Origin of the sequence: Streptomyces sp. NPDC020965, from assembly GCF_044333555.1 — a bacterium.
In the GTDB taxonomy this organism is placed as follows: Bacteria; Actinomycetota; Actinomycetes; order Streptomycetales; family Streptomycetaceae; genus Streptomyces.
Map to the genome: position 1 here is coordinate 1,414,686 of NZ_JBIRRE010000001.1, position 21,639 is coordinate 1,436,324.

Consider the following 21,639-nt stretch of genomic DNA (forward strand, 5'->3'; position numbering starts at 1 on the left):
CCATCCGACAGGCCGGAAGTGATCAGATAATGGCCCGGAGCACTCTCCGAGGTCCGGTAGAGTTGTGCAGGTCAGCAGGCGCCGCTAGCTCAGTTGGTTAGAGCAGCTGACTCTTAATCAGCGGGTCCGGGGTTCGAGTCCCTGGCGGCGCACGCAACACCGAGGCCCTCGTCACCAGCCGGTGGCGAGGGCCTCGGTCGTTCCCGCGACAGCCCGTACGGCGATCCGCGCGTCACCTTCTCAAGACACCTCACGGGACACCCCGCAGGCTCCTCGCGGGACACCCCGCACACAACAACCCCATGCGGCCCACCGTGGCACACCGACACATTTCCGCCACGGGGCCCACCTTCCGGCCCATTTCGCAAGGTAGTTGCGAATCGCACATATGACCGGTTGTAGATCAATTGAGCCTTGCGATCATGAACGGGGTCGTGGAATCTATCCTGAACCCGATACGCCGACCGGGCATTTCGCTTCCATCCCAGTTGGGAGCGCCCGGAAGGGGCGGTTCCGCCATGGACCCGCGAGGGATGGGGGTCCCTCGTGCGTGCCAATCGGGCAACGTGCATCATGCAACCGGCAGGTGACTGTCTCCATGTCCATGGCGACAGTCATCTGTCAGTCACTCATTCCGTCAGGGCGGCAGGCCGGGGGGCCCGCGGCCGAGACACACCGAACACCACATCACACGCAGCCATCCTGCGTGCGGGGGGATGACTCATGACGTCGACGCCCAACGGCGGCGGGGACTTCGACAACACCGGCGCGACCGGGGAATCCCAGGACCCCACCCGGACGACCCAACTCCGGATACCCGCGCATCTCCGCACCGGCGGCCACCGTCCACGCGCCAAGAAGGAACTCCCCCGGTACGACTACGAGCACTACAGCCGACTGGCGGGCCCGCTCACCCAGCCCGACCCCGACAAGCCCTACGCCGTGCAGTACCGCTCGTTGCTGTCCCAGGAGACGCACCGGATACGCGCGGCCCTGCTGCTGGGCGCGGCGCCCCTGGTCTCCCTCGGTCTCTTCGTCTGGTTGATGCAGCCCTCACACTGGACCGAGCGGGACCCGAACCTCAAGAACGACACGCTGCTCGTCCTCGACATCGTCATGCTGGTGTCGATCGGTCTGATCGAGCTGTTCCGGACGATGAACGTCCTCTCCAACGCGCACGCGACGCTGGTGGCGCGCGACCCCGTGCCGGTGGTCCCCGAGAGCGGCACCCGGGTCGCCTTCCTCACCTCGTTCGTCCCGGGCAAGGAGCCCCTGGAGATGGTGACGAAGACCCTGGAGGCGGCCGTGCGCATCCGTCATCGGGGTCTGATGCACGTCTGGTTGCTGGACGAGGGCGACGATCCCGCGGTCAAGGAGGTCTGCGCCCGGCTCGGTGTGCACCACTTCTCCCGCAAGGGCGTCGCGCACTGGAACCAGGCCAAGGGCCCGCACCGGGCCAAGACGAAGCACGGCAACTACAACGCCTGGCTCCAGGCCCACGGCGACAAGTACGACTTCTTCGCCTCCGTCGACACCGACCACATCCCGCTGCCCAACTATCTGGAGCGGATGCTCGGCTACTTCCGGGACCCGGACATCGGGTTCGTCATCGGCCCGCAGGTGTACGGGAACTACGACACGTTCGTCACCAAGGCCGCCGAGTCCCAGCAGTTCCTCTTCCACGCGCTCATCCAGCGCGCGGGCAACCGCTACGGCTCGCCGATGTTCGTGGGCACCTCCAACGCCGTGCGCATCACGGCGCTGAAGCAGATCGGCGGTCTCTACGACTCGATCACCGAGGACATGGCGACGGGCTTCGAGATCCACCGGGCGCGGAACCCCCGGACGGGGAACAAGTGGCGTTCGGTCTACACCCCTGACGTGCTGGCCGTCGGCGAGGGCCCGACCGCCTGGACCGACTTCTTCACCCAGCAACTGCGCTGGTCCCGGGGCACCTACGAGACGATCCTCAAGCAGTACTGGAAGGGCTTCGGCAGTCTGCCGCCCGGCAAGCTCTTCAACTACACGATGATGATCATCTTCTATCCGATGTCAGCCATGAACTGGATCCTGGCGGCGCTGAGCTGCGCGCTCTTCCTGGGGATGGGCGCCTCCGGTGTGCAGATCGACCCGGCGATCTGGATGATGCTGTACGGCAACGCGTCGGCCCTCCAGATCGGCCTCTACATCTGGAACCGCCGCCACAACGTCTCGCCGCACGAGCCCGAGGGCTCCGGTGGGCTCGCGGGCATGGCGATGTCGGCGCTCTCCGCCCCCATCTACGCGCGCTCGCTGATGGACGCCGTACTGCGCCGCAAGAGCTCCTTCGTGGTGACCCCGAAGGGCGACTCGTCCAGCCCGGACACCCTCTTCGGGACGTTCCGGATTCACCTGTTCTTCATCCTGGTGTTCGCCGGTTCCATGGGAGCGGCCTTCTGGTTCGGAAACGATCATCCGGCCATGATCACGTGGGCCACGCTGGCGCTGTTGATCACGGCCGCGCCGATCTTCGCCTGGTGGCACGGGATCCGCGAGGCGAAAAAGAAGAAGAACCGCGGGAGGCGGCGCGCGGGTGACTCCCCACGGCCCGCCGCCGGGGGCTCCGCTCCACCGGGGCCGCCCGGTGGCGGCGCCGGAGCAGCGGAAGACACCATGCAGATCGCCCTTGGGGGACGTAAGAAATGAGCAGAGTGCGCGCCCGGACGAACCACCGCAAGAGACGTGCCCGTCGCTTGGCGATAGGCACGGCGGTGATCGTCGCGGTGGCCGGGATGAACGGGCCGGCGATGTGGCGCTTCGGCAACGAGAAGTACCACGACTACACGATCAACAAGCCGGAGTACAAAGCGGCGAACGGCAAATGGGACTTCCTCCAGGTCCCCTCCGAGTACCGCATCAACACGATCCACGCCGCGCTGCTGCACACCGGCAAGGTGCTGCTGATCGCCGGCTCCGGCAACAACCAGAAGAACTTCGACGCGAAGAAGTTCGAGTCGGTGCTCTGGGACCCCGCGTCCGACGAGTTCAAGAAGATCCCCACGCCGGCCGATATGTTCTGCGCCGGCCACACCCAACTGCCGGACGGCAAACTGCTGGTCGCGGGCGGTACCAAGCGGTACGAGAAGCTCCAGGGCGATGTCACCAAGGCCGGTGGTCTGATGATCGTCCACAACGAGGACCCGGACGCGCCCAAGACACTGCCCGCCGGCACCAGGTTCACCGGCAAGAAGAACGGCAAGACCTTCGTCTCCAAGGACCCGGTCCTGGTGGAGAAGGCGAAGAAGGTCTTCGACAAGGAGACCGGGCGGTTCCTGCGGACCGAGGCCGGCCTCGGCCGGATCTATGTCGAGGCCGAGGAGACCGGCAAGGAGTACGAGACCGGCACCGAGGACAACTACCAGGTGCTGGGGCTGACCGGCGACGACACCCGCAATGTGTACGGCATCGCCCAGAAACTAGCGCTCGACAAGAAGGACTTCCAGGGCATCAAGGACTCCTACGAGTTCGACCCGGTCGCCGAGAAGTACATCCCCGTCGACCCGATGAACGAGGCTCGCTGGTACCCCACGCTGACCACCCTGGAGGACGGCAAGGTCCTCTCGCTCTCCGGTCTGGACGAGATCGGCGCGATCGTGCCCGGCAAGGACGAGGTCTACGACCCCAAGACCAAGAAGTGGGAGTACACCGGCAAGATCCGGAAGTTCCCCACCTACCCGGCGATCTTCCTGATGGACAACGGCAAGCTCTTCTACTCCGGCTCCAACGCCGGATACGGGCCCGCCGACGTCGGCCGGGACCCCGGTGTCTGGGACCTGGAGACCAATAAGTTCGAGAAGATCCCCGGCCTGGGCGACCCCGACCGGATGGAGACATCGGCGACGGTCATGCTGCCGCCCGCACAGGACCAGCGCTTCATGGTCATCGGCGGTGGCGGGGTCGGTGAGTCCGAGAAGTCCAGCAAGAAGTCCCGGCTGGTGGACCTCAAGGAGGCCAAGCCCCGCTTCACGGACGGCGCGAACCTCGCGAAGGGCACCCGCTATCCGAGCGCCTCACTCCTGCCGGACGACTCGGTGCTGGTCACCGGCGGCTCGGAGGACTACCGGGGCCGGAGCGGCTCCAATGTGCTCCAGGCCCGTACGTACGACCCGAAGTCGGGTGAGTACAAGCGCGTCGCCGACCCGCGGGTGGGCCGCAACTACCACTCCGGGTCGCTCCTGCTGCCCGACGGACGAGTCATGATCTTCGGCTCCGACTCGCTCTACGCGGACAAGGCCAACACCAAGCCGGGCGTGTTCGAGCAGCGGATCGAGATCTACAAGCCGCCGTACCTCTACCGGGACTCACGGCCGGTGGTGAGCGGCGGGCCGAAGCGGATCGAGCGCGGCGGGTCGGCGACGTTCAAGGTCAGCGGCGCGGACACGGTGGCGACGGCGAAGCTGATGCGGCCGAGCGCGGTCACCCATGTCACCGACGTGGACCAGCGGACGGTCGCGCTGGAGCTGGCGAAGACGGCGGACGGCATCCGGGTCACGGTGCCGGAGAACAGGGCGCTGGTGCCGTCGGGCCGGTACATGCTCTTTGTGACGGATGACAAGGGGACGCCGTCGGAGGCGGTGTGGGTGGAGGTCCCGTAGGGCGTCTCCGACGGACCCACACCGGGGCGCGGCCGTGGCGCCGGCCGGCTGTGCCGGGCCCCGGGCGAGCGTTTGCCCGGGGGCCCGGCAGCCGCCGTCCAGGCACCGGGGGTCGTACGGTCCCGGAGGAGTCAGGCCCCGGGGTCGTACAGTCCCTGGGGCAGTCCCCGGGCGGGTCAGGCCCCGGGGGTGTTGCGGGCGAGGCCCAGGGCGTACTCCGGCCACCAGTCGCCCGCCTTGGGGCCGCCCTTGCAGTCGCCGTCCGACTCACCCGGGCGCTTGACCCACAGATACGCGTCCACCAGCGGATCGTCGGTCTTGGTGGTCGGCACCTCGCCGAGCGCCCGGCCCGGGGGGTTGCACCACTTCTCCTTGGGGTCGCCCCCGGTGTAGGGCCCGTTGCCGTTGCGGCTGGTGTCGATGACGAAGGGCTTGCCGCCGACCTTCGCCGAGAGCCGCTTGCCGAATTCCGTGCTCGCGGCCGTCGGGTAGAAGTTGGAGACGTTGACGGAGAACCCGTCGGCCCGTTCGATACCGGCCCGCCGCAGCGGGTCGTGGAGGGCGTCCGGCTGGGACCAGCCCGCGTTGCCCGCGTCCAGGTAGACCGTGGTGTTCGGCTGCTGCTTCAGCCGCTCAACCGCGCCCGTCAGCAGTTGGTACCGCTCCTCGTGGAACTCCCGGGGCGTACAGCTGTCGACGAGGTGCAGCACCGCGTCCGGCTCCAGGATCACCGTGGCCCGGCGCTCCCCGATGCCCCGGGCCACCTGGTCGACCCACGCACGGTAGGCGTTCGCGTCGGCGGCGCCGCCCTTGGAGAACTGCCCGCAGTCACGGTGCGGAATGTTGTAGAGCACCAGCAGCGCGTCCCGGTCGGCCCCGGCGGCCTTCTCGGTGACCTTCCGGGTCTCCGCCTCGGGCTCGTCCGTGCCGATCCACTCGGCGACCGGCTGGCTCGCTATCCGCTCGATCAGTCCGGCCTTCTCGTCATCGCCGTCTGCGCGGTAGGCGTCGACCTGACGGGCGGCGTTGCCTTCGGGGTTGACCCAGTACGGATCGGTGTCCCTGGGCTGCTGGCCGACCCCGGGCTTCCGGTCGTCGCCGTCCGACGAACAGCCGGAGAGCAGCAGCACCGCCGCCCCCGCCGCCCCCGCCATGGCACGCCCGGTCCGACTCCCGTACATCCGACTCCCCTTGGCCGCACTGATCCGGGGCCGTGATCGAGCCGCCGCCCCCGGACAAGTCCGGTCGAAACCATCCTGGCACACGGGTTCGATCAGTCACGAGGGTCATCGGCCCCCAGATCGAACGGGTGCCGGGCCGTCAAGTGCCGGACGGGCGACGGGCCGGCGACGAGGCGTCATGCGGTGGCGGGCCCGGGCCCGTTCCTCCGGGTGCCGTATGGCGTACGCGGGGACGCCGGGCCGCCTGCCCGGTGCCGGGTTCGATCCGCGTCAGGCTTCCGCCCCGTCAGGCTTCCCTCCCCGCGCCCGGCGCCCGTACCGCCGTGAGGTAGGCGGAGACGACCACATTGGCGGTGTACGTGCGCGTCGCCCGGTCGAAGGTCCCGCCGCAGGTGATCAGCCGTAGCTCGGCCCGCCCGCCCTCGCGCGGCCCGTACACCTTCCGCGCGTCGAAGCGGTCGCGGCCGAAGACCTGGACGTCGTCGATGGTGAACTCGGCGATCGAACCGTCGGCCCTGGTCACCCGCACCTTCTCGCCGGGGCGCGCCGCGCTCAGACCGTAGAAGACGGCCGGGTCGGTGTCGGTGTCCACATGGCCGACCAGCAGCGAGGCGCCGGCCGCGCCCGGCTGTGTGCCGGCGCCGTACCAGCCGACCGTCCGGGGGGCCGCGTACGGCGGGGGGTCGATGGCACCCCTCGCGTCCAGGCCGCGCGGAACGACCGCGGCGGCCACCCCGAGCGACGGAATGTCCACCCGGCGCGGTCTGGCGGGCTCGACCGGATCGTGCGCGGGCGGCAGCGGAACCCCGCGGGGGCGGCCGACGGCGGCGACGTCCCCGGTGGTCGGCGCGGAGCTGCCGCCGAGGCCACCGGCGATCTCATGTCCCCACAGCCAGAGCCCGAGCAGCAGAACGGCCCAGGCCACGCCCGTGATCAGGCGGCCGGTACCCGGTGAACGCCCAGTGGCCGGCATATCAGTCGGAACCGGTACGGCGGCGGCGTGAGCCCCGGAACGCGACCACGACCGCCGCGACACCCGCGAGGACCAGGCCGACGACGGTGTGCGGAACGCCGGGGCCGGCGCCGTCGGTGTCCTCGTGGCGCCGCTGACCGGCCGCGAGCGCCGCCGTGCCACCGCCGCCCGCGCTGACCGGGGCGACCGGGGTGGGTGCGCCGGGGTGCGCGGGGTCCTGACGGACCCGGACCGTGCCGGCCGTGCGATGGGCGCGGCCGTCGCAGGTGACGGTGACGCGATGGCTGCCGGGGCCTGCCCGGGAGGCGAGGGTGGTGTGTCCGGAGAGGGTGCGGGAGCCGTCCGCCGCACCGGCGTCGCCGGTTCCGTGCCGGTCGCGCCCGCCTGCGTCTACGGCTGTTTCTGCGCCTGCATCTGCGTCTGCTGGGGAACGGTCGCGCTCTCCATGGCCGCCGCCCGGTGCGGTGAGCCGCGCCGCCCCGGCGAACGCGCCGGCGGCGGCGGTTCCGGTGGCGTCCCGACAGCCCCGTACGACGATCTCGATCCGGTCCCCGGGCCCCGCTTCGGCCGGGGAGACCGTGGCGCTGACGGAGTCACGGGCGTACGCCGTGGCGTTGGTCGGGGCCGCGGGAATCAGGACCAGGGCGGTGGGGGCCGTGACGAGGACGGCACCCACCCCAGCGGCACGGAGAGCGATCGGCCTGGTACGCATGGTGAACCTCCTGATACGGAAAGATTCACGCGGGTGGGGCGTTTTCGCATCCGGAGGCGCGGCCGGGTGCGTCGTACACCTCGCTGACCTGCCCTTACACGAACGAGTGAGGGTGACCCCCCGCCCCGTACGCCCCGCTCACCAGCACAGCCGCCGTCCGGGCCGATCGGATCCCGGTACGAACCCCGGTACGAACCCGGTACGGCCCCCGGCTCAGATCCGGTCGACGAGGTCCGCGATCGAGTCGACCACGGTGGACGGCCGGAACGGGTAGCGGTCGATCCCGTCGGGGGTCGTCACCCCGGTCAGCACCAGGAACGTCTCCATGCCCGCCTCCAGACCGGCCAGCACATCGGTGTCCATCCGGTCGCCGATCATCGCGCTGGTCTCGGAGTGCGCGCCGATGGCGTTGAGGCCGGTCCGCATCATCAGCGGGTTCGGCTTGCCCGCGAAGTACGGGTCCTTGCCGGTGGCCTTGGTGATCAGCGCGGCGACGGACCCGGTGGCGGGCAGCGGCCCCTCGGTGGAGGGTCCGGTCTCGTCCGGGTTGGTGCAGATGAATCTGGCCCCGCCGTTGATCAGCCGGATCGCCTTGGTGAGGGCCTCGAAGCTGTAGGTACGGGTCTCGCCGAGCACCACGTAGTCGGGGTCGTGGTCGGTGAGGACGTACCCGATGTCGTGCAGCGCGGTCGTCAGACCGGCCTCACCGATGACATACGCCGTACCGCCCGGCCGCTGGTCGTCCAGGAACTGCGCGGTGGCGAGCGCGGACGTCCAGATGTTCTCCACCGGGACGTCCAGACCCATCCGGGCGAGCCGCGCGTGCAGGTCGCGGGCGGTGTAGATGGAGTTGTTGGTGAGCACCAGGAACGGCTTGCCGGTGTCCCGCAACTTCCTGATGAAGGCATCGGCGCCGGGGATCGGCACTCCCTCATGGATCAGGACGCCGTCCATGTCGGTCAGCCAGGATTCGATCGGCTTGCGCTCTGCCATCAAGGGGGCTCCTGCCGTGCGCGGCGTACGGGTACGCGGTGTGCTGGGATGCCGGAGGCACGGCTCTGTGTCACCCCGGCAGGAACAGCCTAGTCAGGAAGTCCACTCCTGACCCCACCAGTGCTTTCGTGGATTCTCCGGGCCCTCTCAGGGCCGGCCCGGGCGCAGCCGTCGGGAGATCAGCACCAGGGCGCCGCCGACGAACAGGATGGTGCCGAGCGCGGCGCCGAGCCGGATCAGGGAACCGGTTCCGGTGGTGGCCAGTTCATCGCGGGTGACGGTGCCGCCGTAGCCGTTGTCGTCCAGGACGGCGAAGCGGTAGTCGCCGGACTCGCCGACCCAGTCGCCGTCGGCACCGCGCCGCTGGACGATCGCGGCGTTGACGGTGACCTGGTTGGGCGGGGTGTCGGCGGTGAGGGCGAGCCGGACCCGGACGGTGACGGTGGAGCCGGCCGGCACGGCGAAACCGCTGGTGCTCTTCTCGTCCAGGACGGCGATGACCTCGTCCTCGGACGTCGTCTGGAGTTCGGCGGACCGCCAGCGCGAGCCGGGTGCGTCGTAGAACTCCAGTTGCAGCCGGTCCGGGGTGAGGCCACGGTCGCGGGCGGCGAAGACGATCACCGGATGGATGTTGGCGCAGGCCCGGTCCGTCGTATTGGCGAGGTCGACGGACCACTGCTGGAAACCGCCGCCCGGGTGGTGGACGGACGGCCCGCCGTGGAGGCGGGTGTCGATCGGGAAGTCCTTGCCGGCGAGGGTGCCGCAGCGGGGCTGGCGGGATTCGGCGACGGCGGTGGGCAGGACGGCGGAGGCCGCAACGGCAGTGGCGGGCAGGGCCGCGGAGGCCGCGATGGCGCCGACGACGAGGGCTTTGCGCGGTCGCATGAGTGAAGGTGACCTTTGCTGCTCGTACTGCTGCGTGGCTGGGTCGAGAGGACCCTTCCCCGTCGGCGGCGGCGAGTGGGCCGGATGGCCCGGCACGGCCCCGAACAGCGGCGCAACTCCGCCCTATCAGCGTATTTTCGTACTGGCTCGGCGAGAATCCCGGCCCGCCGCCTCGCCGAGCATCCCCGCCCGTAACCCTCCCGTCCATCCCCCTCCCGCGCCCCTTGTCCGTATCGCTTGCACTACGGGTAGCGCGTTGTTTAAGTGACAGGCATGACTGGCACCGGCCCTCCTCTCCGCGTCGGACTCATCGGCTACGGCCTCGCGGGTTCCGTCTTCCACGCCCCGCTGATCGCCGCCACCGAGGGGCTGGTCCTCGACACGATCGTGACCTCGAAGCCGGAGCGCCAGGAGCAGGCCAGGGCCGAGTTCCCCGACGTACGGTTCGCCGCGACGCCCGACGAGGTGTGGGGGCGCGGGCTCGACCTGGTCGTGATCGCCACGCCGAACAAGACCCATGTGGCGCTCGCCACCGCCGCGCTCCGGGCCGGGCTCGCGGTCGTCGTGGACAAGCCCGTCGCCGGTACGGCGGCCGAGGCCCGGACGCTCGCCGCCCTGGCCACCGAACGCGGACTACTGCTCTCGGTCTTCCAGAACCGCCGCTGGGACGGGGATTTCCGCACCCTCACCCGTGTCGTCAAGAGCGGCGAGCTGGGCCGGGTACAGCGTTTCGAATCCCGTTTCGAGCGCTGGCGGCCCCGGCTCAAGGGCGGCTGGCGCGAGTCGGGCGCCCCCGAGGATATCGGCGGACTCCTGTACGACCTGGGCAGCCATGTGGTCGACCAGGCGCTGACGCTGTTCGGCCCGGCCGTCCGGGTGTACGCGGAGGTGGATGTGCGCCGCGAAGGGGCCGAGGCCGACGACGACACCTTCATCGCGGTCACCCATGCCGACGGGGTGCGCTCCCACCTCTCCATGAGCGCCACTGCCGCCCAGCTCGGCCCCCGCTTCCGGGTACTCGGCTCCGAGGCCGGTTTTGTGAGCTACGGCCTCGACCCGCAGGAGGCCGCCCTCCGCGCGGGCGAACGCCCGACGGCGGGGGCGGCGTGGGGCCAGGTGGCGGAGGCGTTCCGAGCCAGGGTCGGCGCCGGGGAGTCCCCGCCGACCGGTGGGGGCCGGCCGGTCGAGACCCTCCCGGGCGACTATCCGGCGTACTACGCGGCGGTCGCGCGGGCCCTGCGGGACGGCACTCCCCCACCGGTGACCGCCGAGGAGGCCGCCGCGACGCTGGACGTCCTGGAGGCGGCGCGGCGTTCGGCGGACGAAGGGGTGACGGTGACCGTGCGCCCCGCGGGTGCTCCCTAGTTCCGGACCGGACCTAGGCCCTGTCCGGGCGGACCGGACCTAGAGGGGCGTGGCCAGCGCGCCCGCGGCCGGCATATCGCGGTAGAGCAGCACCCGCTCGATCGCCGACCAAGTGGTACTGGTGACGATGTAGAGGGCGGCGGCGAGCGGCACCACGGCGACGGTGATCAGGGTGGCGAAGGAGAGCAGCGGCAGAAGCGAGGTCATCGCACCCATGCCCGGGGGGACCTCCGCGGGCAGCGGGTTCTCGGCCATCTGTCGCTTCGTCCGCCGGTAGTTGAAGACGGCGACGACGGCGACGATCACGAAGAGGAAGAGATAGACCACGCCCGCGCCGCCGAAGACCCCGCCGTCCGCGAGGGCGTCGTGCCAGCGGTCGCCGAGCGGGGCGGCGAAGAGGGTGTGGCTGAGGAGTCCGTTGGGCTCGCCGCCGATGCTGCTGCTGGAGAAGAGGTGATAGAGCACGAAGAACGCCGGCACCTGCAACAGGCTCGGCAGACAGCCGGCGAGCGGCGAGGTCTTCTCCTTCGCGTACAGCTCCAGCATGGCCTGCTGCATCCGCTCCGGGTTCTTGGCGTGCTTCTTCCGCACCTTGGCGATGTCGGGTGCCAGCCGGGCCTTCGCCTTCTGGCCACGGGCCGCCGCACGGGAGAGCGGATGGACGGCGAGTCGTACGAGCGCGGTGAAGAGGATGATCGCGGCGGCGGTGGCGGACGTCTGGAACAGCGGCTGGAGCAGATCGGCCAGTCGCTCGACCAGGGTGGCGAAAACGGTCATGGGTGAGCCCTCCGAGGGCCTCGTCGTGCCGGGATTCAGGAGATGACGGCATGACGACCCGCGTGGGGAGCTGTGCGGAACTGCTGGTGGAGCCCCTACGCGGCCGTCGGGAGGGCGCATCCGGGCGCTCGGGGCCTGGTCCGGCCGCGGGCGTCGGGGTCGCGTTGGGGCAGGAAGGCGGTGCGCTGTTCGCGGTCGCGGATGGCGGTACGGACCCGGGTGCGGGGCACCACGGGGGCGCAGCGCGCGCTGATGACCGCACAGACGACGAGGGCGGCACCGGCAGCGCCGGTGGCGGTCGCCGCGAGGGCGAGGGCGGCGGAGACGCTACCGCCGTCGATGAGCCCGCCATCGATGATCAGATACTCGATGACGAGGAGAAGGGTGAGCAGGACGGGGCGCAGCAGTTGCCCGAGACGCTGACGCGTCATGGTCCCCTCCCCTACTCGTACGGCTGTGCCCTCCGTTATACCGGATCGCGCGGCTGCGTGGCGGTGAGCGTGGCCCAGACCACGAGTCGATGGCTGGAGCTGTACTCGGGGGTACAGGTGGTGAGGGTGAGGTAGTGGCCCGGTGTGCGATAGCCGGCCGACGGGGTGACCAGGCTGCGGGGCACGGGCCGGATGACGCCGATATCGCGCGGGGAGGTGCGCGCGAGGGTCTGGCCGACCTCGTAGACGAAGACGGCGTCGCGGGTCTCGATCCGGATGTCGTCACCGGGGCGTAGGCGGTTGATGCGGCGGAAGGGTTCGCCGTGGGTGTTGCGGTGCCCGGCGACGGCGAAGTTCCCGGGCTGTCCGGGCCGCGCGGTCCCCGGGTAGTGGCCGATGTACCCCTTGTCCAGCACCCGCTTCTTGCTGATGCCGTCGGCGACGGGGGCGGTGACACCGAGGCTCGGGATACGGAGGACGGCGTACGCCTGCGCCCAGCGCCGCGCCGGGACCACTGCCTCTCCCCGCGCTCCCGCTTCCGCTCCTGTCTCCGGTGTCCTGTCCCTCCCGCCTTCCTCTTCTGCTCCTCCCACCCCGGCCGCCTCCCCGCTCTCCAGCCCCTCCCACCCCTCTTGTCCCTCTCGCCCCTCTTGCCTCTTCGCTGCCTCGCCTCCCCGCTGCCAGGACCGCTCCAAGGCGTGAACCTGACGCTCGGCGCCCTGACGGGCCTGGAGATTGGTCCACCACAACTGGTGGACGACGAGGAGCAGGCCGACGATCCCGAGGGTGACGGTGACCTCGGCACAGACCCACAGCCCACCGACCCACCGGGTCCGCGCCCGCGACCGGGCCCCGTGGACCACCACCGGTATCCGCGCACGCTTCTCCCGTATCCGCACGGGCCGCACCCTAAGTGCCACGCCCGGAAGCCACCAGGGCCGTGCACCCCTGCGCGAGGACCAGCCGGCATCCCGACCAACCCGCGCACCGCAGTACGGTGTCCACCATGCGCCCCGACACTCCTGCCGACCACACCGCCGAAGCCGAGCGCCTGCTGCGTACCGCGACGCAGTACCCCGAGGACACGGAACCGCTGCTCCTCCAAGCCGCCGCCCACCTCGAATTGGCCGGCGACCGTGAACGCGCCTCCACCCTCTACGACCGCCTGCTCGCCGCCGGGGCCGAGCGCCCCCTGCTGGTGAAGGCGCTCCAGGCGGCGAACCTCTGGGAGTACGGCCACGAGGCGGAGGCCCGTGCGCTGATCGCCGGCGTCCGGATGGCCGCCCCCGTGGACCCGGCCCCGTGGGAGATCATCGCGGAGACGCTGGAGGCCCACGACGAGCTGGAGGCGTCCCACGCCACCTTCACCACGGCCGTCACCCTCCTGCTGGCCCCCGGCGACGACGAGGTCCCTTACGAGACCCGGTCACTCCTCGCCGGTCGCCACCGGGTCCGCCGGCTGCTGGGCCGCCCGCACGACGAGTGGGACGCCCTCGCGGACAGGGTCCACACCGCCCAGTCGGACATCTCGCTGGACGAACTCCACGACCCCAACCGCCTCTGGGCCCTCGGCTCGGACAATCCGGCCGAACTCCGCGCGGAGATCGCCCGCCTCCGCTCCGAACTGGGCACCTACCGCTCGGCGCTGTCCCGCCCCTTCCCGGTCGCGGTCCTCCACTGGCCGGAACACGAACTGACGGAACTCCTCAGCGCCTATCCCGACCTGGCCTCGGAGTACCCGACCCACCCGGACCATCTGACGGACATCGAAGCGTCGCTGCGCGATCTGTCCTCCACGGGCACCGGCAATCTGGGCATCGTGACCTCGACGGTCCCCTCCTACGAGGCATTCGCCGCCTCCGAACAGTCCTCACCCGCCAACGCGGACCTGCTCCCCCAGTACGCGACCACCCTGGCGGCCCGTGGCCGCGCGATCTCCTGGCCCCCGGCGAAGGGGTCACCGTGCTGGTGCGGAACGGGACGGATCTACCGGGAGTGCCACGGGGACGCGGCGCAAGGGTAACGCCCCTACCCCACCGGGCAGTTCGGTGCCCTTCAGCGGTAGTCGATCAGTGGCGGTCGATACGGCTGACGGGCACCGGGCTGACGGGCATCGGCCCGATCACCTCGCGCCCGATCACCTCGCGCCCGGCCGCCGATCAACCGCCCAGCGCGTGCGCCACCGTGTAGATGAGGAGGCCCGCCAGGGCGCCGACCACCGTGCCGTTGATGCGGATGAATTGCAGGTCGCGGCCGATGTGGGCCTCGATCTTGCGCGAGGTGTGTTCCGCGTCCCAGCTCGACACCGTGTCGGAGATGAGCGAGGTGATCTCGGCGCGGTAGGTGTTCACCACATAGACCGCGGCGCCCTCCACCCAGCCGTCCAGCTTGGACTGGAGCCGGCCGTCGCTCGCCAGTCGGGCGCCCAGCGAGAGCAGTGAGGCACGGGCGCGGAGGCGGAGCTCGCTGCGGTCGTCGTCGGCGGCAGAGATGATCATGGCGCGGACGGAGGACCAGGCGGAGGCGATCACGTCCTGCACCTCGGGGCGCGCGAGCAGATCGGACTTCATCCGCTCCACCCGGGCGCGAGTCTCCGTGTCCGACTGGAGGTCGGACGCGAAGTCGGTCAGGAAGCGGTCGATCGCGCCGCGGGCCGGGTGGCCCGGCATATCGCGCATCTCGGTGACGAAGCGGAGCAGCTCGCGGTAGACCCGGTCGCCGACCTTGCGGTCCACGAACCTCGGGGTCCAGCCGGGGGCACCGCCCTCGACCGCGTCCATCACGGAGTCGGCGTGGGTGACCAGCCAGTCGTGGGCGCGGGCGCAGATGAGGTCCACCGCCCGGTGGTGGGCGCCGTCGGTGACCACCTTCTCCAGGGTCTTTCCGACGCCGGGGGCGATCTCCATGCTGTCGGCGCGGCGGGTGATGGCCTCACCGACCACGGCCTGGACGTCCGAGTCCCGGAGCACGGTGAGCGCTCCGCGCAGCGCGGTGGACAGCTCCGCGGTGACCCGGTCGGCGTGGGCGGGTTCCGCGAGCCAGGCGCCGAGGCGTTCGCCGATGCCGAGGGCCCGCAGCCGTCCCCGTACGACGCCTTCGGAGAGGAAGTTCTCCCCGACGAAGGAGCCGAGCGAGGCGCCGAGCTGGTCCTTCTTGTTCGGGATGATTGCGGTGTGCGGGATGGGGATGCCGAGCGGGTGGCGGAAGAGGGCGGTGACGGCGAACCAGTCGGCGAGCGCGCCCACCATGCCCGCCTCCGCCGCCGCGGCGACATAGCCCGCCCAGGGGCCGGCCCCCGCGTTCTTCGCCCAGGTGGCGAGGGCGAAGATCACCGCCACGAGGACCAGCAGCCCGGTGGCGAACATCTTCATCCGGCGGACGCCGCGCTGCTTCTCCTCGTCCGCCTCGGTGTACGCGAACGCGGGCAGCCCGGTGCGCCGAGCCCCCACACTGTCCGGCTTGTTCTTTTTTGTGCGATTCATCCCGATCCACCCGTCCACACGTACCCCGTACGCATTGTCCCTACCTCAGGGACTCCCGGCACGCACCCTGAGTTCCCGGACGGGCGGAGCGGTTCTCCGCCGACCGGGTCGATCGTCCGAGGTCAGGGCAGTTCCTTGCGGTCGGTCCGGTCGGGCAGATCGGGATGATGGGGGTGGTTCCGCTCCAGGATGGCCCGCTCCCGCTCGGCCTTGATGCGCTGCTTCTCCGCCTTGGTCCGCTTGCGCTGCACTCCGACTCCGCCCATCAGCGCGAAGCCCGTGATCCGCACGGTCGGCGCTTCGGGATCGGGCTCGACGTCGCCGTTGCCCTCCTCGCCGAAGCCGCCCATGAGGCCGAACCCGGACACCTCGATATTGAGGTTGGGCGGTACGGCGACGTCGATGCCACCCATCAGGGCGAAGCACCGGATCACCACCTCGCGCTCCTCGAACCGCGCCTCCCGGAGGTCGATGTCACCGCCGGCCATCACGGCGAACGAGTTGAAGCGCCGGCCGACCGTCCACCGGCCCTTGCGCTCGAAGGCGCCCCAGAACGCGAACGCCAGCCGCGAGGTGGCCGGCCCGCCGATCCGGTCGCGCCAGCGGCCCGAACCGGTCTTCGCCATCGACACCGGCGCGGTGCCGGTCGCCGGCAGATCCCGGATCAGGGGCTCCAACTCACCCTGGGTGCGTGCCTGGTAGGCGATCTCCAGTCGTTGCTCAAACTCCTCCATGGTGAGCCGGCCCTCCGCCACCGCGTCTCGCAGGAGTTCGCCGATACGTTCGCGATCACTGTCGGAGGCCCGCATCTCGGGGAGTTCGCTCATACGTCCCAGGATAGTCAGCGGTCGCTTCCCGAGCCGGACCGATCCGCGTACATCTTCGCGATCACGGCCTCGATGTCCGGCTCCCGTACCGAGAGGTCGACCACGGGGTACCGCTCCGCGAGCGCGGCCACCAGTGGTGCCGCCGACTGGGAGGCCGGGAAGGCCAGCCACTGGCGCGGGCCCTCCACCCGCACCGTGCGGGCGGAGTCGAGGACCACCGGGGGCAGTTCCCGCTCCAGGTCCACCACCAGGGTGCGTTCGCTCTCCCCCACCTCGTGGAGCCCGGCGAGCGCGCCGTCGTACATCAGCCGGCCGTGGTCGATGACCATCACCCGCTCGCAGAGCTGTTCGATGTCGGTCAGGTCGTGGGTGGTGAGCAGCACCGTCGTGCCGCGCTCGGTGTTCAGATCACGCAGGAATCCGCGGACCTTCGCCTTGGAGATCACATCGAGCCCGATCGTGGGCTCGTCCAGGTAGAGCACCTCGGGGTCGTGCAGCAGCGCCGCCGCGATATCGCCGCGCATCCGCTGGCCGAGGGAGAGCTGTCGTACGGGGACGTCCAGCAGTTCGGCCAGGTCGAGGAGTTCGACGCAGCGGTCGAGGTTCTCCCGGAACCGCTGGTCGGGGACGCGGTACATCCGGTGCATCAGCCGGTAGGAGTCCATCAGCGGCAGATCCCACCAGAGCGTGGTGCGCTGGCCGAAGACGACTCCGATGCGTCGGGCGAGCCGGGTGCGCTCGCGGGCGGGGTCGATGCCGGCGACCCGGAGCCGACCCCCACTGGGGGTGAGGATGCCGGTGAGCATCTTGATGGTGGTCGACTTCCCGGCGCCGTTGGGGCCGATGTAGCCGACCATCTCGCCGCGCGACACCCGGAAGCTGATGCCGTCCACCGCGCGCACCTGGCGTTTCTCCCGGCGCAGCAGTCCGATTCGGCGGCGTACGTCGAATACCTTCTCGACGCCCTCCAGTTCGATGAGGTCCATGGTCAGCTCCCTGTGCTCCGGTACGAACGCAGACCCGCCCGCCAGGCCAGCACGGCCGGCCAGCAGCAGGCGGCGGCGACCAGGGGCGGCGTGAATGCCACCCAGGAGGGCAGATCGAGCGGATAGGGCCGGTCCAGCACATGGAGTGCGGGCAGCCAGTTGACGAAGGCGAGCGGTACGACGAAGGTCACCCCGCGCACCAGATCCTTGGCGAAGATCGACGGCGGGTACTGAAGGAGGGTGCTGCCGCCGTACGTGAAGGAGTTTTGCAGTTCGGAGGCGTCCTGCGCCCAGAATTGGAAGGCGGCCCCGGCCACGAACACCGCCCCGAAGATCGCCGCGCCGCTGAGCAGCATCATCGGCACCATGAGCACCTTCAGCACCGTCCAGTCGACGGCCACGGCCGAGATGCTCCAGCCGAGGACGACCGATCCCTGGGTGATCCGGCCCAGCCGGCGCAGCGCGAACCGGTCCGCCGCCACCTGTGCGAGCACCGGGACCGGGCGGACGAGCAGGGTGTCGAACGTGCCGTCGCGCACCCGGCGTCCGACCCGGTCCATCGAGCCCAGCAGCAGGTCGGTGATGCCGAAGGAGGTGGCCGCCGCGCCGTACAGGAAGGCGATCTCGGCGAGCGAGAAGCCGCCGAGCGTGTCGACGTACGAGAACATCAGCAGGATCGCGACGAAGTCGAAGGCGGTCACGGTCAGATCGGCGAGCGTGGTCATGGCGAAGGACACGCGGTAGGTCATCGTGGAGCGGATCCACATCCCCGCGATCAGCGCATAGGCGCGCAGGCCGGTCCGGAGTGCGGACTCGACCGGCTCGGTCTCGTACCAGGCCCCCGGGCCGCTTTCCGGGCCGGGCCGGTGTCCAACCCCCGACTCGGTCCCGTACCCGGCACCCGACTCGGCCCCGTACCCGGCACCCGACTCCGCCGCGCGCCCGGTCCCCGCGCCCTTCGGTGTCTCAGCCACCCTGCACCACCACCCTGCGTGTCGCGAGCGTCTGGAGCACCCGTCCGGCCCCCAGCAGCGCCACCGCCCAGCCGGCCTGGAAGGCATACGCCCCCACCAGGTCCCAGCCGGTCCGCTTGCCGAGCAGCACATCGGCCGGGATCTGGAGCAGTGACGACCACGGCAGGGCCCGCGCCACCTCGCCGAGCGCCCCGGGGAAGATGTTGAGCGGCAGGATCATGCCGGAGAAGAACAGCCCCATGAGCCGGATGAGCTGCATGACTCCCACGCCGTCCATGAGCCAGAAGGCGAGGAGCGCCACCACATAACGGATCGCGAAACTCACCAGCACCCCCAGCACCACCGCCACCGCGAAGGCGAGCCAGGGGAGCGGCGAGCCCGGCAGGGCGAGATCGAAGGCGAGCGCGCCGATCGCCATGGGGACGACACCGCGTCCCAGCAGTTGGAAGGCGGCCCGGCCCAGATCGCCGGCCAGCCACCAGAGCTGGAGGTCGGCGGGACGGTAGAGATCGACGGCGATGTCCCCGGTCCGGATCCGCTCGATCAGTTCGTCCTCGAAGCCGCCGCCCATCATGGCGCAGGCCATCAGGAGGGACTGCCCCAACCAGACATAGGTGAGTGCGTCACTGACGTCGTATCCGCCCAGGTGGGGACGCTCGTCCCAGAGGGCGACATAGGTGTAGGCCATGATGAAGCCGAAGACCGTGTTGGTGAAGGCCCCCGCCGCCGTGGCCACCCGGTAGGTCGCGTAGCGCCGGAACCACCCGGCTGCCACGACCGCATAGAGCCGCACGTCCCGCCCTCCCCCGCCTGATGGCACCAAAGCGCCTGACCCTAGTACCGGTGGTGGCCGCCCCGCGAGGTATTTATGGCTGAAGGTCCGGAGGATATCCGTCCTTAAAGTGCACTATGGGCAGATGAGCGAGGAGCCGTGGCGACAGGGCTGGACCCCCAGGGACGCGACCGCGTCCGGACCGGGTGCGGAACCCGGGACGGAGGGCGGCCGGCGCACCGGACTGCGCCGACTCCTGCCCACCTGGCGGATGGTGCTCGGCGCGGTCCTGCTCGTCGCCCTCCTGCTGATCGGCGGTTTCCTCGCCGGCTACGCCCTCGTCCACATCCCGCCCGCCAACGCCATCGCCACCGCCCAGTCCAATGTCTATCTGTACGAGGACGGCAGCCAGCTCGCCCGCGACGGCGAGATCAACCGGGAGAACGTCCAGCTCGCGCAGATCCCGCTGCCGGTCCAGCACGCCGTCCTGGCCGCCGAGGACCGGGACTTCTACTCCGAACGCGCGGTCGACCCCAAGGCGATGGTCCGGGCCGCCTGGAACACCCTCACCGGCAAGGGCAAACAGTCCGGTTCCACCATCACCCAGCAGTACGTGAAGAACTACTACCTCGGCCAGGAGCAGACGCTGACGCGGAAGTGGAAGGAGTTCTTCATCGCGATCAAGCTGAGCCGGGAGCAGAGCAAGAGCGAGATCCTCCAGGGCTATCTCAACACCAGTTACTTCGGGCGGAACGCGTACGGCATCCAGGCGGCGGCCCACGCCTACTACGGCCGGGACATCGAGGACATCGACACCGCCCAGGGCGCCTACCTCGCCTCGCTGCTGAACGCCCCCAGCGCGTACGACGTCACCACCCACCCCGAGAACACCGCCGCCGCGCTCGCCCGCTGGAACTACACGCTCGACGGCATGGTGAAGGAGGCGTGGCTGACCCCGGCCGCGCGGGCGACGATGACCTTCCCCACGCCCCAGCGGGCGAAGCCCGCCACCGCGCTCGCCGGGCAGCGCGGCTACATCGTGCAGGCCGTCGAGGACTATCTGACCGCACACCGGATCCTCGACGAGAGCACCCTCGCCGCCGGGGGGTACCGGATCACCACCACCCTGGAGCGCCTCAAGCAGAACGCGTTCACCAAGGCGGTGGACGACCAGGTCATGTCGAAACTCGACCCGGACCGCAAGGCCGACCGCAATGTCCGGGTCGGTGGCGCGTCGATCGATCCGTCCGACGGGAGGGTCGTCGCCATGTACGGCGGTGTCGACTACACCCGGCAGTACGTCAACAACGCGACCCGCCGCGACTACCAGGTCGGCTCCACCTTCAAACCGTTCGTCTTCGCCGCCGCCGTCGAGAACGGCTCCCGCACCCAGGACGGGCGCCGCATCACCCCGTACACGCTCTACGACGGGACCAACCGGCGTACGGTCCAGGGCTGGAGCGGCAAGCCGTACGCCCCGGAGAACGAGGACAACACCTCGTACGGTCCGATCACCGTCACCGAGGCCACCGACAAGTCCGTGAACGCGGTCTACGCGCAGATGGCGATGGACGTCGGCCCGGCCAGGGTGCGGCGGACCGCGATCGATCTGGGGCTGCCGACGAGCACCCCGGACCTGGACGCGTCGCCGTCCATCGCGCTCGGACCGGCCACGGCCAGCGTGCTCGATATGGCCGAGGCGTACGCGACCCTCGCCAACCACGGCCGGCACGGCACGTACACCCTGGTCGCCAAGGTCTCCAAGGACGGGGTGAGCGTACGGCTGCCGAAGCGGAACGCCGGACAGGCCGTCAGCCGGCGGGCCGCCGACACCACCACCTCCATCCTGCGGAGCGTCGTGGACGACGGCACCGGGACCGCCGCCCAGTCGGCGGGCCGCCCCGCGGCCGGGAAGACCGGTACGGCGGAGGAGGACAAGGCCGCCTGGTTCGCCGGATACACCCCGGAACTCGCCACCGTGGTCGCCGTGATGGGCCAGGACCCGGAGACCGGCGTGCAGAAACCGCTGTACGGGGCGATGGGTCTGCCCCGGATCAACGGCGGCGGCGCGCCGGCCCGGATCTGGGGGCAGTTCACCGGCGCGGCGCTGGAGGGGACCGAGATCGTGGAATTCGAACTGGAGCTGGAGGCGGGGGTGCCGGAGGAGGGTGTGCCGTCGGATTCGCCCAGCTCGTCGGAGTCCGCCACCGGGACCGGACCCACCGGACCGGCACCGAGCACGGCACCGGACCTGACACCGGGTCCGACACCCGGCGTCGGTGAGTCGCCGACGGACGGCGTCGGCCCGGACGGCTCGGCGCCCACCGGCGCCGACGGTGGCGCGGACAGCGGCGGCCCGGCCACCGACGCGGGCGGGGACGCGGTGATCGGCGGTCTGACGGAGGGCGGCGGGGACATCGGCGGATCGGTGGGCGGATCGATCGGCGGGGGTACGGGACCGGGGGAGCCGGGACCGGCACCGGGGAGTACGCCGACAGCCGCCGGGCCACGGCGGGCGCCGCGGCCCGGTCGTCGCGAGCGTGAGCCCGGTCGTCGGGGGCGTGGGACCGGTGTTCGAGGCGCCCGGGTCAGGAGAGGGCGCCGCCCGGTGGGTCGGTGACCCCGCGGCGGTCGCCCTGCTCACCCC

Annotated in this window: 18 protein-coding genes and 1 tRNA gene; 6 read left to right on the forward strand and 13 right to left on the reverse strand. The window is 70.5% G+C overall.

What is annotated here, in order from left to right:
• Positions 1-78 precede the first annotated feature (78 nt).
• From ACH4S7_RS06120 to ACH4S7_RS06130, 3 genes are all read left to right on the forward strand, one after another.
• Positions 79-152: transfer RNA gene (locus tag ACH4S7_RS06120), tRNA-Lys, on the forward strand.
• Positions 153-723: 571 nt separating this feature from the next.
• Positions 724-2,685, forward strand: a complete 1,962-nt coding sequence (locus ACH4S7_RS06125; RefSeq protein ID WP_398519843.1) for a glycosyltransferase family 2 protein — start codon at positions 724-726, stop codon at positions 2,683-2,685.
• The gene (locus tag ACH4S7_RS06130) at positions 2,682-4,634 is read left to right on the forward strand and encodes a galactose oxidase-like domain-containing protein (RefSeq protein WP_398519844.1); all 1,953 of its coding nucleotides are present in this window, start codon (positions 2,682-2,684) and stop codon (positions 4,632-4,634) included. The genes ACH4S7_RS06125 and ACH4S7_RS06130 overlap by 4 nt, the downstream gene beginning before the upstream one ends.
• 176 nt (positions 4,635-4,810) lie before the next feature.
• Here ACH4S7_RS06130 and ACH4S7_RS06135 read toward each other — a convergent pair whose 3' ends face one another.
• The 5 genes from ACH4S7_RS06135 to ACH4S7_RS06155 all read right to left on the reverse strand — a co-directional run bounded on the left by ACH4S7_RS06135 (position 4,811) and on the right by ACH4S7_RS06155 (position 9,378).
• Entirely contained in the window at positions 4,811-5,815 is a 1,005-nt protein-coding gene (locus tag ACH4S7_RS06135) for a glycoside hydrolase family 6 protein (protein ID WP_398519845.1), read from the reverse strand.
• A gap of 286 nt (positions 5,816-6,101) precedes the next feature.
• Positions 6,102-6,788, reverse strand: a complete 687-nt coding sequence (locus ACH4S7_RS06140; RefSeq protein ID WP_398519846.1) for a class F sortase — start codon at positions 6,786-6,788, stop codon at positions 6,102-6,104.
• Between the two features lies 1 nt (position 6,789).
• Complete coding sequence (locus tag ACH4S7_RS06145; RefSeq protein ID WP_398519847.1) at positions 6,790-7,500, reverse strand: hypothetical protein; 711 nt, start codon at positions 7,498-7,500, stop codon at positions 6,790-6,792.
• 213 nt (positions 7,501-7,713) lie between these two features.
• Positions 7,714-8,493, reverse strand: coding sequence for an HAD-IIA family hydrolase (locus ACH4S7_RS06150; RefSeq protein ID WP_398519848.1), 780 nt, complete (start codon positions 8,491-8,493; stop codon positions 7,714-7,716).
• A 147-nt stretch (positions 8,494-8,640) separates the two neighbouring features.
• A complete protein-coding gene (locus ACH4S7_RS06155; RefSeq protein ID WP_398519849.1) occupies positions 8,641-9,378 on the reverse strand; it encodes a hypothetical protein in 738 nt (245 codons plus the stop codon).
• Positions 9,379-9,651: 273 nt separating this feature from the next.
• Here ACH4S7_RS06155 and ACH4S7_RS06160 point away from each other — a divergent pair, with 273 nt between their 5' ends.
• Entirely contained in the window at positions 9,652-10,743 is a 1,092-nt protein-coding gene (locus ACH4S7_RS06160) for a Gfo/Idh/MocA family oxidoreductase (RefSeq protein WP_398519850.1), read from the forward strand.
• 39 nt (positions 10,744-10,782) lie between these two features.
• On the opposite strand, the gene ACH4S7_RS06165 is transcribed toward ACH4S7_RS06160, so the two are convergent.
• From ACH4S7_RS06165 to ACH4S7_RS06175, 3 genes are all read right to left on the reverse strand, one after another.
• Positions 10,783-11,520 carry a YidC/Oxa1 family membrane protein insertase gene (locus ACH4S7_RS06165; protein WP_398519851.1) on the reverse strand — a complete coding sequence of 246 codons (738 nt, stop codon included), beginning with the start codon at positions 11,518-11,520 and terminating at the stop codon, positions 10,783-10,785.
• Positions 11,521-11,615: 95 nt separating this feature from the next.
• Positions 11,616-11,951, reverse strand: coding sequence for a DUF6412 domain-containing protein (locus ACH4S7_RS06170; protein ID WP_398519852.1), 336 nt, complete (start codon positions 11,949-11,951; stop codon positions 11,616-11,618).
• A gap of 35 nt (positions 11,952-11,986) precedes the next feature.
• Positions 11,987-12,850 (reverse strand): class E sortase, encoded by an 864-nt coding sequence (locus tag ACH4S7_RS06175; RefSeq protein WP_398519853.1) that lies wholly within the window; start codon positions 12,848-12,850, stop codon positions 11,987-11,989.
• A gap of 107 nt (positions 12,851-12,957) precedes the next feature.
• Between ACH4S7_RS06175 and ACH4S7_RS06180 the strand changes: the two genes are divergently transcribed.
• Complete coding sequence (locus tag ACH4S7_RS06180; protein WP_398519854.1) at positions 12,958-13,974, forward strand: SEC-C domain-containing protein; 1,017 nt, start codon at positions 12,958-12,960, stop codon at positions 13,972-13,974.
• Positions 13,975-14,110: 136 nt separating this feature from the next.
• Here the strand turns inward: ACH4S7_RS06180 and ACH4S7_RS06185 are convergent, their stop codons facing one another.
• From ACH4S7_RS06185 to ACH4S7_RS06205, 5 genes are all read right to left on the reverse strand, one after another.
• Positions 14,111-15,433, reverse strand: coding sequence for a DUF445 domain-containing protein (locus ACH4S7_RS06185; RefSeq protein WP_398519855.1), 1,323 nt, complete (start codon positions 15,431-15,433; stop codon positions 14,111-14,113).
• A gap of 122 nt (positions 15,434-15,555) precedes the next feature.
• Positions 15,556-16,242 (reverse strand): DUF1707 domain-containing protein, encoded by a 687-nt coding sequence (locus ACH4S7_RS06190; protein WP_398520050.1) that lies wholly within the window; start codon positions 16,240-16,242, stop codon positions 15,556-15,558.
• Positions 16,243-16,274: 32 nt separating this feature from the next.
• On the reverse strand, positions 16,275-17,246 hold the full coding sequence (locus tag ACH4S7_RS06195; protein WP_398519856.1) for an ATP-binding cassette domain-containing protein: 972 nt from the start codon (positions 17,244-17,246) through the stop codon (positions 16,275-16,277).
• A gap of 2 nt (positions 17,247-17,248) precedes the next feature.
• Entirely contained in the window at positions 17,249-18,220 is a 972-nt protein-coding gene (locus tag ACH4S7_RS06200; protein ID WP_398519857.1) for an ABC transporter permease, read from the reverse strand.
• A complete protein-coding gene (locus tag ACH4S7_RS06205; protein ID WP_398519858.1) occupies positions 18,213-19,013 on the reverse strand; it encodes an ABC transporter permease in 801 nt (266 codons plus the stop codon). The genes ACH4S7_RS06200 and ACH4S7_RS06205 overlap by 8 nt, the downstream gene beginning before the upstream one ends.
• A gap of 124 nt (positions 19,014-19,137) precedes the next feature.
• Between ACH4S7_RS06205 and ACH4S7_RS06210 the strand changes: the two genes are divergently transcribed.
• Positions 19,138-21,612, forward strand: coding sequence for a transglycosylase domain-containing protein (locus tag ACH4S7_RS06210; protein WP_398519859.1), 2,475 nt, complete (start codon positions 19,138-19,140; stop codon positions 21,610-21,612).
• The last annotated feature ends 27 nt before the right edge of the window (positions 21,613-21,639 follow it).